At 44.8% G+C, this 16,366-nt stretch carries 16 protein-coding genes; 12 read left to right on the top strand and 4 right to left on the bottom strand.

The features are described 5' to 3' along the window. The first annotated feature begins 139 nt into the window (after positions 1-139). Complete coding sequence (locus ACL934_RS02275) at positions 140-556, top strand: hypothetical protein (RefSeq protein WP_374077281.1); 417 nt, start codon at positions 140-142, stop codon at positions 554-556. 148 nt (positions 557-704) lie between these two features. Here ACL934_RS02275 and ACL934_RS02280 read toward each other — a convergent pair whose 3' ends face one another. Beyond that, positions 705-1,655, bottom strand: a complete 951-nt coding sequence (locus ACL934_RS02280; protein ID WP_374077283.1) for a TonB family protein — start codon at positions 1,653-1,655, stop codon at positions 705-707. 134 nt (positions 1,656-1,789) lie between these two features. Between ACL934_RS02280 and ACL934_RS02285 the strand changes: the two genes are divergently transcribed. From ACL934_RS02285 to ACL934_RS02295, 3 genes are all read left to right on the top strand, one after another. Then, positions 1,790-2,515, top strand: a complete 726-nt coding sequence (locus ACL934_RS02285; RefSeq protein ID WP_374077285.1) for a Stp1/IreP family PP2C-type Ser/Thr phosphatase — start codon at positions 1,790-1,792, stop codon at positions 2,513-2,515. An 18-nt stretch (positions 2,516-2,533) separates the two neighbouring features. After that, positions 2,534-3,538: a M23 family metallopeptidase gene (locus ACL934_RS02290; RefSeq protein ID WP_374077287.1), complete on the top strand. Its 1,005-nt coding sequence runs from the start codon at positions 2,534-2,536 to the stop codon at positions 3,536-3,538. Positions 3,539-3,648: 110 nt separating this feature from the next. Further along, positions 3,649-4,248: a hypothetical protein gene (locus tag ACL934_RS02295; protein ID WP_374077289.1), complete on the top strand. Its 600-nt coding sequence runs from the start codon at positions 3,649-3,651 to the stop codon at positions 4,246-4,248. Positions 4,249-4,337: 89 nt separating this feature from the next. Here the strand turns inward: ACL934_RS02295 and ACL934_RS02300 are convergent, their stop codons facing one another. Further along, the gene (locus ACL934_RS02300; protein ID WP_374077291.1) at positions 4,338-6,539 is read right to left on the bottom strand and encodes a hypothetical protein; all 2,202 of its coding nucleotides are present in this window, start codon (positions 6,537-6,539) and stop codon (positions 4,338-4,340) included. A gap of 341 nt (positions 6,540-6,880) precedes the next feature. Between ACL934_RS02300 and ACL934_RS02305 the strand changes: the two genes are divergently transcribed. Genes ACL934_RS02305 through ACL934_RS02315 form a run of 3 tightly spaced genes read left to right on the top strand, consistent with a single transcriptional unit; the run spans position 6,881 to position 9,433 of the window. After that, positions 6,881-7,426 (top strand): hypothetical protein, encoded by a 546-nt coding sequence (locus tag ACL934_RS02305; protein WP_374077293.1) that lies wholly within the window; start codon positions 6,881-6,883, stop codon positions 7,424-7,426. A 19-nt stretch (positions 7,427-7,445) separates the two neighbouring features. Further along, on the top strand, positions 7,446-8,627 hold the full coding sequence (locus ACL934_RS02310; protein WP_374077295.1) for an acetyl-CoA C-acetyltransferase: 1,182 nt from the start codon (positions 7,446-7,448) through the stop codon (positions 8,625-8,627). 47 nt (positions 8,628-8,674) lie between these two features. Then, positions 8,675-9,433: an SDR family oxidoreductase gene (locus tag ACL934_RS02315; protein ID WP_374077296.1), complete on the top strand. Its 759-nt coding sequence runs from the start codon at positions 8,675-8,677 to the stop codon at positions 9,431-9,433. An 18-nt stretch (positions 9,434-9,451) separates the two neighbouring features. On the opposite strand, the gene ACL934_RS02320 is transcribed toward ACL934_RS02315, so the two are convergent. Next, entirely contained in the window at positions 9,452-10,771 is a 1,320-nt protein-coding gene (locus tag ACL934_RS02320; protein WP_374077298.1) for an HD domain-containing protein, read from the bottom strand. 167 nt (positions 10,772-10,938) lie between these two features. Here ACL934_RS02320 and ACL934_RS02325 point away from each other — a divergent pair, with 167 nt between their 5' ends. Then, entirely contained in the window at positions 10,939-11,607 is a 669-nt protein-coding gene (locus ACL934_RS02325; RefSeq protein WP_374077301.1) for a transposase, read from the top strand. A gap of 33 nt (positions 11,608-11,640) precedes the next feature. Here the strand turns inward: ACL934_RS02325 and ACL934_RS02330 are convergent, their stop codons facing one another. Then, the gene (locus ACL934_RS02330) at positions 11,641-12,387 is read right to left on the bottom strand and encodes a substrate-binding periplasmic protein (protein ID WP_374077303.1); all 747 of its coding nucleotides are present in this window, start codon (positions 12,385-12,387) and stop codon (positions 11,641-11,643) included. 298 nt (positions 12,388-12,685) lie between these two features. Between ACL934_RS02330 and ACL934_RS02335 the strand changes: the two genes are divergently transcribed. The 4 genes from ACL934_RS02335 (at position 12,686) to ACL934_RS02350 (ending at position 16,314) form a co-directional block, all read left to right on the top strand. Then, the gene (locus ACL934_RS02335; protein ID WP_061834647.1) at positions 12,686-13,531 is read left to right on the top strand and encodes a flagellin; all 846 of its coding nucleotides are present in this window, start codon (positions 12,686-12,688) and stop codon (positions 13,529-13,531) included. A 448-nt stretch (positions 13,532-13,979) separates the two neighbouring features. After that, on the top strand, positions 13,980-14,813 hold the full coding sequence (locus ACL934_RS02340) for a flagellin (RefSeq protein ID WP_374077305.1): 834 nt from the start codon (positions 13,980-13,982) through the stop codon (positions 14,811-14,813). A gap of 151 nt (positions 14,814-14,964) precedes the next feature. Continuing rightward, positions 14,965-15,732 (top strand): polysaccharide lyase, encoded by a 768-nt coding sequence (locus ACL934_RS02345; RefSeq protein ID WP_413612981.1) that lies wholly within the window; start codon positions 14,965-14,967, stop codon positions 15,730-15,732. Between the two features lie 213 nt (positions 15,733-15,945). After that, positions 15,946-16,314: a hypothetical protein gene (locus ACL934_RS02350; protein ID WP_374077309.1), complete on the top strand. Its 369-nt coding sequence runs from the start codon at positions 15,946-15,948 to the stop codon at positions 16,312-16,314. The last annotated feature ends 52 nt before the right edge of the window (positions 16,315-16,366 follow it).

Here is a 16,366-nt window from a genome sequence, read left to right on the forward strand (position 1 = left end):
GCCGGGAACCAATATAAGGGCACCGCAGGCTCCCTCGTTGTCCAAAGAATTTGAAGGTGCCCCAATTTGTCCGCTGTTTTGAAAAATATCCTAAATTTCTTGGTGCGGAATTTTCCCAAAATTTCCGATAAGAAGGGTTATGACAGAGGGGCAGATATTATTCGCTAAAGATGAATATGAACTCTATGGGGTGCTGAAAAATCAGGTCTCGATTCATGATTTTGTGGAAGGACAAATCATATGTCTCCGTTTTCTGCGCTCATCTGATGAAAGCTTTGTTCTTGATAAGACATTTATCAGCAACGACGTCGATAAAATTTGGAAGTTTCAGGGAGATCTAAGCTATCAGGGATTTTATTGCGTCCTAGACTCCCTTGAGGATATTGAAGAAGTCACTTATGGGTGCAGTGACTTTGTCGCAGTGATGAAGATCACCGAAACTCATTCCTGGACAGACCTTTTTGAGTTCAATGGTCAGGATGCCAGATACGAGAAGTATTTAGTGGAACAAGCTGCAACATCGCTTAAAGATTTAAAGAAAATTCTAGCGGGTTAGTCCTAGAAGATTTCTTACGGCGAAATAAGAACTTATGATTGCGGTGCGATTATTTTCCATGCTGGGCAGATCTTTGGAAGATCTATTCCAGCATTGAATGAGAGTTTAGGTGTTAAGGAGATGAGTTAGAAATCGTGTTTCGGACAATTTAAGTTTCAAGAACGAAATCCCAACGAATTTTGACAGTGCCATCTCCTTCAACGATTCCTTTTGGAGGATTCGGGAATGGAGCCGCCGCGCGGAAGGCTTCAATGGCAGCGTCATCCAAATCGCGGATGCCGGAGTCACTTAAAACCTGTACACGCACAAGAGTGCCTTTGTCATTTAATACGATCATCAGTTTCGTGATGCGATCTTGGTTCGTAGCTGCAGGAGCACGGCCTTCTTTAAAAAGTTTCGAAAGTTTATCGCGCACGCGTCCTTCCCAATGTTGAGAAAGTTGTTTGCGGATGCGATTGTAGTAAGAGTAGTACTTAAACTCGCGCGTGTTCAAAACAGTTTCAAGACCGACTTCGACATCTTTGATGTAGTCGTTAGATTGACTTGTTTCAGCGCCGGTTCCCGTGTTCTGTTCACCGTTTCCACGACCTTCGCCAAGTCCAGATTGTTTGTCGGCGAGTTTCTGTCTTTCCAAGGCTTCGCTGGCGTCAAACCCTTTGAAAAGATCCTTTGCGATTTGCTTTTTGGATTCTTCCGCCGTGGCTACGTTCTTGGCTTTGCCATCGCCTTTAGGTCCAGTTTTTTGTGGAGCTGCCTTCTTCACATTTTGAAATTGGCCACGCTCTGCTGCGACAGTTTGCTTCTGAACTTTTTGATTTTTTGCGCTTAAAAAGCGTGCGTTGTCCGGAGCTTCTTCGTTTGCAGAAACTTCACTCTGTTCAACTATTTGATTGGCGGGAAGAAGGGCTTTCTTCTTAGCAAGCTCTTCGATCTGCGCCATTTTTTGTAGGTCTTCCGGGCTCAGAAAGTTAATGCTCACTGCTTCAGTCTTCGGCTCTTGAGGTGTGAAATGTTCTACAACGAGGAAACCTCCCACAACCAAAATGTGGAAGACTATAGACAGTAACACATACATTCTGAAAGACGGTGACTTCATCATAAGACCTCACCCCTTCCTATCGGTAGTATGACACTTTAAATGAGGGGGTTGGTGAGTTGGACGCGCGAAATGCGACTCTAGTCCAGGACCAGACTTTGACTCCTTTGTCAGTGTTGGGTGAAAATGAAACATCTATGAAATTTGACTCTTGGTATCTGACAGATAAAGGCCTTCGACGTGATTCAAATCAAGATTCTTGTCTTATCAATAGAGAGCTTGGCCTCTTTATCGTGGCAGATGGAATGGGTGGACATTCAGGAGGCGAAGTCGCTTCCAGTATGGCCGTTGAAACGGTTGAAGAAATCATGTTGCAACCTGAAGCGCATAAAAAATCCCCGCGCGAATTGATTCTTCAATCTTATGAAGAAGCATCGAAAAGAATTTTCGATAAAGCCGCTAACGAGCGTCCTGAGCTTGCGGGTATGGGAACGACGATGGTGATGGCTTATATTCGCGGCAAACATTTGTATGTCGGGAATGTCGGTGACTCACGCTGCTATTTATTTAAACGTCCAAACCTTTGGCAGATCACGGAAGATCATTCGTTGATCAATGAACAATTGCGCGCCGGCGTGATGAGTGAAGAGCAAGTGCGCCAATTTGTGGGGCGAAACGTCATCACACGCAGTGTGGGATATGAGCGTGATGTTTATCCAGATATTATTGAGAGAGAGATTTTTCCTGGGGAAATGTTTCTGATGTGCTCCGATGGACTCTCGGGTTTAGTGGAAGACGGAAGAATATCTGAAATTTTGAATCAAAATACACCTGACAAAGCAGTCAAAGCTTGTGTAGAACAAGCTCTAGCCAATGGCGGAGACGACAACGTCACAGTCATGCTACTGCACTTTCACGAATAGTTTTTAGGAGTCTCGGAGTTGGATAAGAAAAAGGTCACGCTGTTTATTGTGAGCAATCAGACGGGGAAAACCCGTAAGATCGTGCTCTCGGCTGCTTGGCTTAAAGCCATCTCCTTTATCTCTGCCGTTATTATCATCATTTTCGCCGCGGGACTTGTGGATTATTTTGGTTTGCTTTTGCAAGCCATGGAAAACAAACGCCTGAAAGCGGAAAATGCCCAATTGATCAAACAATTCCAAGTCGTTGAAAGTAAAGTCAGCGCTCTTGAGAATTCTTTGGAGCGCGTAAAAACTTTCACAACAAAATTGAAATTGATCACCAACGTCGATGCGGAAGATCGCATTACGAAATTGACGATGGGACCAAAGCCCGCAGCCGGTCAACAGGTTGAAGAGTACGAACCGATGGAGCAGCGCCAAGAACCGGAAGAGTTGGTGGCGCAGGATCAGGTTTTTGCTAATAAAAAACCTTTGAATGACCAAGTCGGGGAGTTGGCTAATGAAAACGCCGATAAAGATTACGCTTCTTTAGTTGTGCGCATTGATAAAGCCGTTAAAGAAACTCAGCTTAAAGAACAGAGTGTGATCGATCTTTGGGAGAGCTTGTCGGAACGTCAAAGTTTGTTGAACTCAACGCCGAACATGAAGCCAGCAAAAGGTTGGATCACATCTCGTTTCGGATATCGTGTTTCTCCATTCACAGGTAAAACAGCGTTGCATGCGGGTCTTGATATTGCCGCAGCTCCAGGGTCACCTGTTTATGCTCCGGCAGACGGTGTGATCGTGTTTGCAAGTTATGATGAGTCTTACGGTAAGTTGATCACAATTGACTACGGTTATGGCGTAACAACTCGTTTTGGTCACTTGTCGCAAATCTACGTTCAGGTCGGACAGCGTGTGAACAAGTGGGATGTCGTCGGCGCGGTTGGAAACACAGGCCGTTCGACAGGTCCGCATCTTCACTATGAAGTTCGTATTAATGGAACTGCCGTTGATCCAATCAACTACATCCTAGACGAATAAAAGGTACCTGCTTCCCATCGTGTCGATTTAGGTACGTTCTGGAAGCATCATTTGCTAAAAGTCAGCATGCTGTTCTTTTTTTAAAGAGTAAAATTAAGAACGAGGTTCTTATGAAAAGTGGAATTCCTTTTATTCTGCTCATTTTGTTTTCATGGTTGAGTTTTGCCGCATTACCTCCTCAGTTCTCAGAATGTTTGAGTGGAAATAGTGGAACTGCGATGTCTGTGGCGGACTTAAAGGAGATTTCTAAAATTTCTCGGGTCACTTATTGCCAAAATCAAGTGGGCCTTGTTGGTAAACTCGAGACGATGGATCTTTTAAGCAGCCCTAATGTGCAGGTGGGGATTTCTTTAAGTAAAACCACGTACTCGCAGGCGGATTTTTTGGATCTTGCCGGCTCGGGCAGTTACGTTTTGTATGTGGATGGACCTCGGTTAACTCGGGATAATTTGATTGCTTTGGCCCAAGCCAATGTTCAGTTGGTGATCATGACCGCCAATTCAGGTCTGTCAAAAGCGGATTTGCTCGCGATTGCGGCAGCGAAGTCTTTCGTTTTGAATGTCAATTCCGCAGTCAAAGCCACGGATCTTGGCGATTACGTTAACGCCAAAGTTCAGGTCGTTATTCGTACGTCGCAATCGGGACTTTCGCGTGCGGATATCATGAGTGTTGCGCAAGCCAACTCAGAATTTGTTACTGTTATGCCTTAGCGTTGAATGAACAAAGCCCTCAAGAAGAGGGCTTTGTTCATTTCTTTAAGCTACAACGTACCTAAATCGACACGATGGGAAGCAGGTACCTACTGATTCATAACTGAAACAGCGGGCATTGGACATTGCAATTCTTTGAGTTTTTTGCTCACAAGAGTTGCGTCAGATTGGTAGCCTTTTCTTACCAAAGTGGCTTTGGCTTGGTTCACGATAGATTCTCTGTAAGTAGTTCCGTTCAACTGACCGTAACCACGGCAAGCCATCACAACAGATGAATCCATTTTTACATCCAACACCGGGTCGATCATATCACAGAAGAATTGAACCGCACCCAAGTGGTCGATAGCCGCAGCCCAATCCAACCATGCGGATTCAAGCTGTTGACACATGATCTCGTGCTGACGCGAACCCAATGGAAGTTCTTTCAAGTTGATGTTGCCAAGAACTTGAGAAACTTTAAGGGACTCCGTTTGCACTTTTGGATCCGTGTACATTGTGCCCGCCACAGTGATTTTCATATGTTTGCCGCGACCCGCATCCGTCAAGCTGTAAGAACCGTTACGCGCTTCTCTCATGCCCACGATGAATGCAGAGATCGCTTGATCGTGCATTGTTTTCGTGTGGTTGATCCAAGCAAGGACTGGAGGTGAGCCCCAGCTCCAAGCGCTGCGTGAACCGAAAAGACCGGCTTTCAAGTTCACCATACGTTGTGCAAGCTCAGAACGGTCGATGATAGAGTTGTCTTTTGCAAGTTCTTGCATCGCTTTTTCAACACGTTTGATAGTTACTTTTTCAACTTCGATGCGTGTGAATTGAACTTTCCATTGGCGGTATTCAGCACTTCTTGAAAGTTCAGTTTCAAGATCTGCTTTTGATTTTCCAATCACGGCATTTGTCATAGCGATAGATTGACGAACGCCTGTCAACCAAGAACGGCCTGCTTGTGCACAATACTTCAAAGCATTTTCATCTTCGTAAGCTTTTGTTGCGTACTCAGCCACTCTCTTCATTGAATTGTTATGAACCGTCATCATTGTTGCGGCTTGAAGTTTTTGGGCGCGATCGCCTTGAACGGTCGCCGCTTGAAGATTCAAGAACGCAGAGGCCGGGAACGTTTTACCATCTCTGGCCCAGTTCACAAGTTCGTTAGAAAGTGTACAGACCATCAAGTCATCGCTGTTTTGTGCGATTTGTTCTTCAACTGTAGCCAGATCCGCACGGTCATTGAGCAATTGTGTTTCAACGGCTTCAGAAACTTTCGTTGCAGTTTCTCTGTATTTCAAAAGAGCTGACAACTCACGTGAAGGATTCTTGAATTTCGCATTGTAAAGATCGACGTTTTGCTCAAGCTCTTGCGTGATTTTATCAATCTTGCCGCTTTGAGCGAGTTGCATGAAACGAACTTTCTTAGCCACTTTCGTGAATTGACATGTGTTTTGAAGAACCGCTTTACGGTGTTCAGGGTTTGTCATATCCAAAGTGTTTTGATCAATCATCTTCGCAACGGCAGAGATGCCGCTTGTCGCAATCGCGCCGCCCAGAACGAAAGGCAGAGCCGGAGCCAAAGCTGCACTCATAGAAACCGCGAAAAGAGCGTATGGTGCCATGCCGTTGATAACATCATTCAAAGCCAAAAGAACTTTACCTGTCGACATTGTTTGGCGACCGCATTTGGAGTTCAAGAAGCTGTTGTTATTAACGATATCACCCAAGTTACCCACAGCTTGTAAAGCTGCTGTCATGGACTGATCAATTTGTGAAGTGTTCACCGCATTTGGATCTTGAGTATCCATGATTTTTTGCAAAGCTGCGATGCTATCTTTGATTGTGTTTCCATTATCTTCCAAAGATTTTGCAGAAGGAGAACCAGAACACTCCGGAGACGCTTTCACTTCTTTATTTAAAGAATCAATCGCCGCGATCAACTCCGCATGAGGTCGGTTGTCAAAAAGAGGGCAGCTGTAGGCTTCAGGCACTCTTGCGGGATTCATCTTCGTGCCGGCTTGAGGGCGAGTGGTCGTCGTTGAGCTTGGTCTGTTGCCGCCATTATTATTTCGAGGGGCTGTTGTGTTTGAAGACCCTGAAGATCCCGAGGACCCATTAGATCCTGTTGATGGAATCGTTGGGCTTGTCGGGCCTAAACCAGTGTCATCTTCATCCTCTGGAAATAGATCGAGAGGGAATGATGCCGTTCCTTCTTTGGCCCATACCATATGAGGTGAATGCGGAAGGATGAAACTTGCTGAAAGCGCAAAGATCATCGCACCACGCTTAACGTTCTTGAAGTTCATAGGGTCTCCATTGTTTAACTTTTCGCCAAGTAACCTTTTTTGCGTGTCATTTTGAGGCACTCGTCGTTCTGTATGTGATTCTAAGTTCCTGGAATCACAACACTCTGACTAAACACCTTGTAGCAACACACCTGTTCGTCGGCTGCAAAGTGCAAAGGGGATGCTAGGCTGCCCCGTTTTGAAACAGGTACAAGGTCGTGTCACAAAATATGGTCAACCGCCATTTCTATAGACGCCTTTTGGCTCCCTTTTAAGGATTCCCTTGTTAATTGCTTATTATCTGAATTTTAAAGGGACTGCGTCCTTGAAAAGTGGAACGCTCTTTGAAGAGGAGCTTAGGTATGAGAATGATCATGTCCTTTCTCTTTTTAATAGGTTTCACGTGCCCTTGCATGGCAAAGGTGGATTTGAAGTCCACAAAGAGACTTATTATTCCTGAAGATCGCGTGACTCCTAAGATCACTCAAGCCGATGTCGCTAAAGTCGTTCCCATGGATTTAAAACAAGGTGACAGTGAAAGCACTGTTATCACTCGAATTGCCGACAGAGGTTTTTCTCTGTGGTTTAATTCGGCGGCGATGAAGGCCACGACTTTGGGAAGAATTGCCGAGACAGCTCAAGAAAAATTAAAAACAGATGTTGTGGTTCCGGCAAGTACTCCGAAAGGAGTCAGTCATAAATTTTCTTTTAAAGTGGAAGCTTTCCAAGCCCTCGCTAAAATGGAATACACAGGTTGGATGAAAGCGGCGATTAATTACGACGCAAAAGCTTCTGCGACCGATATTTTCCTTAAAGAAAAAGTATTCTCGAATAAAGATCTCGTCGTCAGTCACAAGTCGACGAAAGAACAGGGCCTATCCATGATTGGCCTTGCTTGGACTTGGTAAGCCGCCTACTCTTAGATTCATGGAAAAAATTGTTTTTATCTCTGGGAAAAGAACTCCCTTTGGAGCATTTGGTGGATCTCTAAAGGATGTATCTGCAACGGATCTCGGTGTGGTCGCCGCCAAGGCCACTCTTGAGCAAGCGGGACTTTCGCCTGAAAAAATTGATCATGTGATCTTCGGTAACGTAGTTCAGTCAGGGGCCGATGCCGCTTATCTTCCTCGACATATTGGTTTGAAAACGGGAGTTCCTGTGAATGTGGGAGCTTTTGCCGTGAACAGACTTTGTGGAAGTGGATTCCAATCGTGGGTCAATGCTTTGCAAATGATCCAATGTGGAGAAGCCTCAGCGGTTCTTGCCGGTGGTGTTGAACAAATGTCTTTGATTCCTTATGTCGCTCGCAAAGTACGCTTTGATGGAATGCGCATGGGAAATTTCGAGTTGGAAGATCTGATGACTTCCGCATTGACGGATGCTTACGCAAAAATGCCAATGGCGATCACAGCAGAAAATTTGGGAGAAAAATACGGAATCACTCGTGAGATGAGCGATAAGTATTCGATCCAGTCGCAAACTCGTTACAAAGCGGCTTTCGATAAAGGTTATTTCGCGCAAGAAATTGCGCCGGTGACTGTGGAAGGACGTAAAGGAACTGTCGTCGTTGAAAAAGACGAACATCCAAAACCAGATTCTACTTTTGAAAAAATCTCGACTCTGAAATCACTTTTTAAAAAAGACGGATTGGTGACTGCGGCTTCGGCTTCAGGAATCGTGGATGGTGCGGCTTGCTCTCTTTTGATGAGCGAATCGAAAGCCAAAGAATTGGGCATGAAACCGATGGCGCGTATCGTGAGTTACGCTTCTGTTGGCTGTGACCCAACGATCATGGGAATTGGTCCTGCGGGAGCTGCTCGTTTGGCTTTGCAAAGAGCCGGAATGAAACTTGAGCAAATGGATCTTGTGGAAGTGAATGAAGCTTTTGCTGCCCAATATCTAGCTGTAGAGAAAGAATTAAAATTGGATCCGTCTAAAACGAATGTGAACGGCGGCGCGATTGCAGTAGGACATCCGTTGGGAGCGTCTGGCACTCGCATTATGAATCACTTGGTTTATGAGCTTCATCGCAGAAATGCGAAGTACGCTTTGGGTTCTGCATGTATCGGCGGTGGTCAAGGTATCGCGATCATCATTGAAAAAATCTAGAGGGTACGCCGTACCTTTTTGAATTGCGATGCATAAAATGGGGTCTCATGGAAAATGGATTTAATTTAAGAGAACGAACAGCGTTGATCGTGGGACCCTTCACAACGACAGTGCAAAGTTTGATGATGGGTCTTACGCAAATGGGGTCTGATTGCGTTTTGCTTGATTTTGACAATGCTGCAAGCCAACGCTTCTGCAATCAAATCAATGACGCTCGCGAGATCAATCCAAAGTTTGGAAGAGCTTTGAGTATCAAGTCGCCAATGAAAACTCCGGAGGACATCAAAGACGCCGTGGGTTCCGCAGCTCAGTCTTTTGGAAGTGTGGATCTTTTTATTGATGCACAGACATACAATAAACCGAATCGTTATAAAATTGGTGAGGCCTTGACCTACCTTGATGAGGAAGTCCTGCATAATTTTAAAACTTCCGTGATGTTGACCCATGCGGTTTTGAATTTTCTAAAGAATCGCAAAAGAGGCCGCATTCTCTATCTTTTGAATGAAAACTATCCCGATCCGATTTTGGCAGGTGCTCGCGGAGCTTTGGTACCGTTTGCACAGGCTTTGGCAAAACAAGTCGCTGAACACAATATCACGGTGAATGTTTTGAAATTAGGTCTGACAGAGGAATTTATTTTGGCGCAACATCCTGAAGCGAAATCCATCAAAGAGGCCGTTGAAAAGTTGCGTGAAAAAGAACCACATTTAAAAATCACCGAGCCCGAGAAAGTGACCAACACGATCACTTATTTGGTGAGCCAGTATGGCTCTGCTGTAAACGGTCAGGTTATCTCTTTGAGTTAGTCAGAAATTGAAGCTCTCTTAAGAGAGCTTCAATCCTTTTAAGATTCCATCAGCCTTAGTCACATTTTCTGGAGAAACATAAATACGGTCGATGATACGAGCGCCTTCGTAGCGTTGGAAGATTTCTGTCGTCTGATTGATGGGAGCTGGTTGTGCCCAACGATCATATTGATCGACAACGTAAATCTGCAAAGCGCGCTCTTCGGGAGATGCCGTGTGGTACTTAGATAAACGCGCTTTAGAACTTGTGCGGATCACTTCAATGCCTTCGGCTTCTAGAGCGCGCCGAATTAATTCCGGACGTTCGGACTCCGCCGTGTTGTGCTGTTCAATAAGAACTTTAAACGGTTTTCTTTGCGCGATTCTTTGCGCCCACTGATTGTCAGCGCTGATTAAGTGCTCATGCAGGCGATAGTCATTGTAACGAGTGTATTCGTTGATATCGCCGGGTAAAACAAAGGTGCAATCCGGTGACGTCAGATAACGATTCAGCATTTCTTCATAGATAATGCTCTTGTGATGACAGTACACCATCAAGTGCATGTGATGGCGGGAAATCAAAAAATCATCGAAGGAATACAGTGCACGGCGGTTCAGAGCTAGATACATTTTGTTTTCGCGGCGGTGGAAAGTGAGATTCTGAATCAACCACGCCAAATCAATTTTTCCGTAGTTTGTGCCGCAGAAGTAACTGTCTCTTTCAAGATAGTCCATGCGGTCTACGTCCAGCTCACTGGAAACCAACTGACTGAGTATCGGTCTAAAGTCGACTCCGCCATCTACAAAGAAATCATCCGGGCAGTGCAAAGCCTTATCAATCAAACAAGCCACGTGAATGGGTTGAATGTCCGGGAACTGCTGCTGAATAGTTTCAGCAATCTTCGAGTCCGTCACATACTTGATAGTATAGTCTTCGTGATTCGCACGACGATTGTGATTCATCACCGTGTGCGCCTCTTCGCCATACTGCTCTTGCTCTTTATAGAGTTTGATATTGAGTTCAGAAAGATGCGGCATCACTTGTTCAGTAGTATGGCTGAGAGGCCCATGACCTACGTCGTGAAGTAAAGCTCCCAAACGAAGAACTTGGCGAAAGCGCGTTTTAACGGAAGGTTTGGAAAAGGGATAAACGCGAAAGATCGCATCGAAAGTTTCACCCGCTAAATAACCTACACCCACAGAGTGAATGTAGCGGTTGTGAGTGGCTCCAGGAAAGCTGAACTCGGCGTAGCCAAGTTGTTTAATCGCGCGCAGACGTTGATATTCGGCGGTGTCGAGAACGGCGACCTCTTGATCTGAATAATAAATCGAACCGTGAACGGGGTCCCGAATCTCCATCGAACGTCCTCCTGAGGAAGGGTACGCCGTACCTTTTTGAATTGCACCGCGCCATTCGCCCTTCTGTAATCTACATATTCAATTTTAGAAGGAATATGTCAACTGTCGATAAAGGGCGCATTTCGGATCTGTGGGCTACCTCTATACGTAGGAACAGGGGGGAGGAGGTGGGTCTATATATTGATGCTCTTGTTAACATGCCTAGAAAAAAATTCTATCCAACGACAGATTATCCCTACCACGTAACTGCTAGAACCACGAACAAAGAATGGTTTGGTGCTCCTATGGAAGTTGTTTGGGGTTTATTCTCAGACTACCTTCATTTTATATGGAGAGCCTATGATGTGAGGATACATGCGTTTGTTTTAATGAATAATCATTTCCACATGTTGATCTCAACACCGGAGGCAAATCTGGATCTTGCGATGAATTATCTACTGAGGGAAGTAAGTAAACGAATTGGCGAGAAAACGGGCCGAATTAACCAGATTTTCGGTGGGCCCTACCATTGGTCCGTAATTAAAAATTCGATTCATTATCAACATGCCTATAAATATGTATATCGAAATCCTGTGCATGCCGGTATTTGCAAGAATGTAGAAGACTATAAATACAGCTCTTTGCCGGGACTTTTGGGCCTCGATTATCTTTATATTCCCGTTTACGACAATTTAAATCTTATTCAAAATCCAGTTACCCAGTTGAGATGGCTCAATGATGAATACGAGGATGAAGACCGAGAAGCAATATTCCGAGCTTTAAAAAGAAGAGAGTTTGGCTTTTCGAGGGACTCATCAACAGCCAGGATTCATTACTTAGAGAATACGGTCGTTTAAGGCGCAATGCATTTCAAAAAGGTACGGCGTACCCTAGGGGCCTGGATATTTTTTAAAATAGATATCGATATAGCGGGTGAACTCTTCTTCAGAGGCCGCTTTATTAAACTCTTCCATTTGTTTTAGACCTATTGGTGTCTTTTTAAAGGCGATGCCGTATTGATCCATATGAATAATCTTAGGGTTAAGCTGCAACTGGTTTTGGAAAGGTTTTAGTTTTTCGCTGGTCTTAATAAGATAAGTAAACATGCCCGCATCAATAAAGACGAGATCCACGCGCTTGTTAGCAAGCTTTAAGAGATTGAGTTCGTCACTGGGAGCAGGCTCTACTTTGAGTTTCTTTTTTGCATAAAAGGGTTGGAAGGGGGCGGCCAACTCATAACCACTGGCATTTCCTATGCGATAGGGGAGAACGTCCTCCGGTGCTTTCCAAGTAATGGGCTTGTCCTTTCTTTCAGCAAAAGCCCAAGGTGTTTGGAAGATTACTTTTGACATAGTGAAATCCGACGTGACATTGACTTGTGTGACTGGAAAAAATCCAACAAAGAGCTCTTCTTTCAGAGCGAGTTTTCTTCCGCGCAGAAACGGCGCGAAGCTCACTTTCAATTCACAGTTTGTTTTTTTAAAGATCTCGCGAAGAGCATAAATGGCGGCCCCTTGCTCCGGAAGAGATTCGCTCACAAAAGGAGGGGCTTCGTAAGTCATTAAATGGATCTCTTTTGCCAGAACACCTTCGGCAATAAAGAAAATAGAGATAAAAATCAGGAGAATGTTCAACATACCTCCAAGCTTCGTATCAGTTTAATAGTACCGAAGATAAACCTCTCTTCTTTATAGAGTCACCCAAAAAAGACGAAAAGTGTTCCAAAATCAAAGAGTTACGCGCAATTAACTGTGGTCATTTTGAGGTGCATTTAACAGGACCGAGGACCAGATCTGTAAAAAAATGAGACGTATCACTTTAGGAATTTCTGAAGGCTCCGATCAGTAAGGTAAGAATGAATCGCCCATTCGCACCAAGGTAGGTGCACAGAGTTTCACGGATCGAAACTCTGCAAATCTTCAAGGAGGAGGAATTATGGGTTTACGTATTAACACGAACACAGCTTCGTTGAATGCTCAGAGAGTTCTCTGGGGAACGAAGATCGGTCTTGATAAGAGCATGGAAAAGCTTGCATCAGGATTCCGTATCAACCGCGCTGGTGACGATGCTGCCGGCCTCGCGATCTCTGAGAACTTAAAAGCTCAAGTTCGCGGTCTCAAACAAGCATCAAGAAATGCTCAAGACGGTATCTCTCTCGTGCAAGTGGCCGAGGGTTCGATGAATGAGATCTCTTCGATCTTGATTCGTCTCAGAGAATTGTCTGTACAAGCCGCTTCTGACACTGTTGGACCGACTGAACGTCAGTTCCTCAATGTGGAATACGATCAGCTTGTATCAGAGATTGACCGTATCTCCGAAGGCACAGAGTTCAACGGAACTCAGTTGCTAGCAGGTGTGGGCTCCATCTTGGATTTCCAAGTTGGTACCAGAAATAATCCTGAAATCGACCGTATCTCTTTCGATGCATCTAAAGCAGATGCGAACTCCGCAGCGCTTGGAGTGAACTTGACGTCAGTAGCAGATAAAGCTTCAGCACAAAATGCTCTAGCCGCTATCGACCAAGCGATCGTGAGTGTCTCTGCGATGAGAGCAGACTTCGGTGCGATCCAAAATCGTCTTCAATCGACTGTTTCGAACATTCAAGTATCAGTCGAGAATATGTCAGCCGCGAACTCTCGTATCAGAGATGTGGATGTAGCTGAAGAGACGTCTGAAATGACTAGAAATAATATCTTGTTGCAAGCAGGTACTAGCGTACTAGCACAAGCGAACCAACAAGCTAACGTAGCACTTGGACTCTTGAACAAGTCATTCTCTTAATCGATGAATGACTTTGGTTCCCGATCTTATCTTCAATGATCAAGATCACCCTCAAGAGAACCGTCTTAAGTGAACGGTTCCGAGTGTAAATGACCCCGAAGCTCTGTTTAGAGCTGACAATTTGATCTGTTTCCTGCGACGAGGCCGCCCCTGCGGCGGCCTCATTTTTCAGAGCGGAAAACAGAAATAGTGCGCTTCTTTCGAAGGAATTTTTTCCTTTCTCTTTTTTCTTCTGCGCTCGTGCGCAAAATACAAAATAAAATTTCTCTGCAAAATAAAATCGAAAACACAAAATCTGGACTCGAGACACTCATATTTTTTTCCGAAAAGTTAGGTGGAACCTTGTATCGCAAGTTCCGAATATTAATTTAACAGGTGCACGGATCGCGCCTTAAGCCAATGGATGGCAGTTTTTCAAGGAGGAAGAGGATTATGCAGGGAGGATAGAATGGGATTAAGAATCGGTACAAACGTGTCAGCATTGAATGCGCAAAAGAATCTGTACATGACACAGATCAATGCGAACAGATCAATGGCAAGATTGGCTTCTGGCTTCAGAATCAATCAGGCAGCAGACGACGCCGCTGGCCTTGCGATCAGTGAAAACCTCAAAGGACAAATCAGAGGTTTAAGACAAGCCAACAGAAATGCCAACGACGGTATCTCTCTTGTGCAAGTCGCAGAGGGCAGCTTGAACGAAGTTTCAAATATGCTCATTCGTTTAAGAGAATTGGGTGTGCAGGCTTCTTCTGACACGATTGGTGAAACAGAAAGAAAGTTTTTGGATGTTGAGTATCAACAGTTAAAGTCCGAGATTCAGCGTATCACTGAAGCGACAGAGTTTAACGGTTACGAATTGCTCAACGGTACTGGTGGAATGATTGATATCCAGGTCGGCGTAAACAACGACCCTTTCCGTGACAGAATCAGTTTTAATTCTGGTGCGGCGAATGCTTCAGTAGATGCCTTGGGATTGACGGCGGAATCTGTAGCAACGAAAGAAGGAGCTCAACTGAGCTTGGATACGATTGACCAGGCCATGACTTCGGTGAATGCGATTCGCGCGAATTTCGGTGCCTTACAAAATCGTCTAGTATCAACATCTAACAACTTGTTGATCGCAGATGAAAACTTGTCGGCAGCAAATTCTCGAATCAGAGACACAGACGTTGCGGCAGAGACTTCTGAGATGACAAGAAATAACATCTTGTTGCAAGCAGGGATCTCGGTTCTAGGTCAAGCCAACCAGTCTCAACAATTGGCTTTGAAACTTTTAGGCTAATCCGTTTTTTCAGAAGGCCGCTCCTAAAAAAGGGGGCGGCCTTTATTCAAGCCCTACGATAAAATTGTCCACTTTTTTTTCAAGTCAGTCCATTTTTCAAGGGCGCGCTCTTAGTCTATTTTTCTCGAAGTCTTTCAATTAAAAAAGATCTATGAAAACATTGATCTGCTCCTCCATTTTTGTTTTTGGTTTAAATCTCATTTCGACATCGTCTGTAGCCCTCCCAAGTTCTCTTGCGAATTGTTCCGCCAACGGCTGGTCCTTAAAGCGCATTGGTGTTGAAGAGGCCCTACAGTTCATAACGACAAATGGAACTTGCGCAGCAAAGTTTTCTATTGAACCTACGCATGATCAAATCAGCGACGGTTGGAGAGCCGAAATACAAGACCCTCTTCATTTCCCTCATGAAACACTTGCGACTTACGAATTTTCGACTTATTTGCCGGCCCAACTCAAAGGCTCTGACACGCCCAATTTGGTTTTGGCGCAATGGCATGACAACAAAGTTCCCGGTACGCCGGCGCAACGACCGCCATTTTCACTGCGCTTGCGTAGTGGACACATCGTTTTACCTCTTTTTAATCAACAGGTCGTGGACCGTCATGGGCTTGACGGAAAAGGACAGATTCTTTTTTCTCAGCCGGCACAATTCGAAAAATGGACTCGTTGGCGCATTCGCGCGTTCTGGTCACCGACGGCAAAAGGCTCTTTAGAGGTATGGATGAATGGAAAAAGAATTGTTCGCTATCGTGGACCGATCGGATATGCCCACGATATCACTGCGCCGTATTTTAAACTTGGAATTTATACGACGGAGCCCTTCAACAAGCCTTTGTGGGTGTACCACACGGACTATCGAAGGACTTTTGCCATCGTAAATAGTTACGGAAAAATTCAAACTCAAGATCGCTACAAATAAAACGGCTCTTTGCGGGGACCTCCATTCCTTTTTTACAAGTCTGTCTAAAACTTCGCTATCTTCACAGTCATGGGCTCTTCCATAGACGTTCCGAGACCTTCCGGAATAGAAAGCTTAACCTTACAGTCCCGCAACTTGGTATTTGGCCCTTCTCAGAGTATAAGAATCCGTTTTTTGACAATTAAAACAGATTTTTTATCTAAGGAGTTTTCCATGAAAAAAATGATTCTTGCGGCTTCTGCTTTCTTTGCAGTTTCGGCTCAAGCGAACGATCAATATGTTCCCGTTCTTAAATGCAAAGGCCAAGGTGTGGCATTGACGGTTCTTGAAGGTGGTATTTCCGGTATCCCGATGATCCGAATTGATCGTAAAGAAGACGGAGTGACCTCTTCTGAAAATCATTTGGCTCGTCCTGTCTATGCGCAAGGACGTATCGGTGCACCGATGACTTATGTTGGTAAGAAAATCACTTTCACAATCAACATGACTACAGCTCCCGGTCCTAAAGGCACTCGTACAGGAACTCTTTATACGACAGCGACGAAGAAGTCAGAATCTTTGACTTGTAAGCGCGCGAACTAATTTTTGTAATCAGGGCCCTCTGACAAACGGGGGCTTTTTTCAGTTGTTCATT

The organism is Bdellovibrio sp. HCB-110 (assembly GCF_047323225.1).
Taxonomy (GTDB): domain Bacteria; phylum Bdellovibrionota; class Bdellovibrionia; order Bdellovibrionales; family Bdellovibrionaceae; genus Bdellovibrio.

What these genes read in the sequence shown, in the direction of transcription:
- ACL934_RS02350 (WP_374077309.1), top strand. Translation starts at nt 15,946, where the DNA reads ATGAAAAAAATGATTCTTGCGGCTTCTGCTTTCTTTGCAGTTTCGGCT.
- ACL934_RS02275 (WP_374077281.1), top strand. Translation starts at nt 140, where the DNA reads ATGACAGAGGGGCAGATATTATTCGCTAAAGATGAATATGAACTCTAT.
- ACL934_RS02285 (WP_374077285.1), top strand. Translation starts at nt 1,790, where the DNA reads ATGAAATTTGACTCTTGGTATCTGACAGATAAAGGCCTTCGACGTGAT.
- ACL934_RS02310 (WP_374077295.1), top strand. Translation starts at nt 7,446, where the DNA reads ATGGAAAAAATTGTTTTTATCTCTGGGAAAAGAACTCCCTTTGGAGCA.
- ACL934_RS02345 (WP_413612981.1), top strand. Translation starts at nt 14,965, where the DNA reads ATGAAAACATTGATCTGCTCCTCCATTTTTGTTTTTGGTTTAAATCTC.
- ACL934_RS02340 (WP_374077305.1), top strand. Translation starts at nt 13,980, where the DNA reads ATGGGATTAAGAATCGGTACAAACGTGTCAGCATTGAATGCGCAAAAG.
- ACL934_RS02320 (WP_374077298.1), bottom strand. Translation starts at nt 10,771, where the DNA reads ATGGAGATTCGGGACCCCGTTCACGGTTCGATTTATTATTCAGATCAA.
- ACL934_RS02315 (WP_374077296.1), top strand. Translation starts at nt 8,675, where the DNA reads ATGGAAAATGGATTTAATTTAAGAGAACGAACAGCGTTGATCGTGGGA.
- ACL934_RS02335 (WP_061834647.1), top strand. Translation starts at nt 12,686, where the DNA reads ATGGGTTTACGTATTAACACGAACACAGCTTCGTTGAATGCTCAGAGA.
- ACL934_RS02295 (WP_374077289.1), top strand. Translation starts at nt 3,649, where the DNA reads ATGAAAAGTGGAATTCCTTTTATTCTGCTCATTTTGTTTTCATGGTTG.
- ACL934_RS02300 (WP_374077291.1), bottom strand. Translation starts at nt 6,539, where the DNA reads ATGAACTTCAAGAACGTTAAGCGTGGTGCGATGATCTTTGCGCTTTCA.
- ACL934_RS02330 (WP_374077303.1), bottom strand. Translation starts at nt 12,387, where the DNA reads ATGTTGAACATTCTCCTGATTTTTATCTCTATTTTCTTTATTGCCGAA.
- ACL934_RS02305 (WP_374077293.1), top strand. Translation starts at nt 6,881, where the DNA reads ATGAGAATGATCATGTCCTTTCTCTTTTTAATAGGTTTCACGTGCCCT.
- ACL934_RS02280 (WP_374077283.1), bottom strand. Translation starts at nt 1,655, where the DNA reads ATGATGAAGTCACCGTCTTTCAGAATGTATGTGTTACTGTCTATAGTC.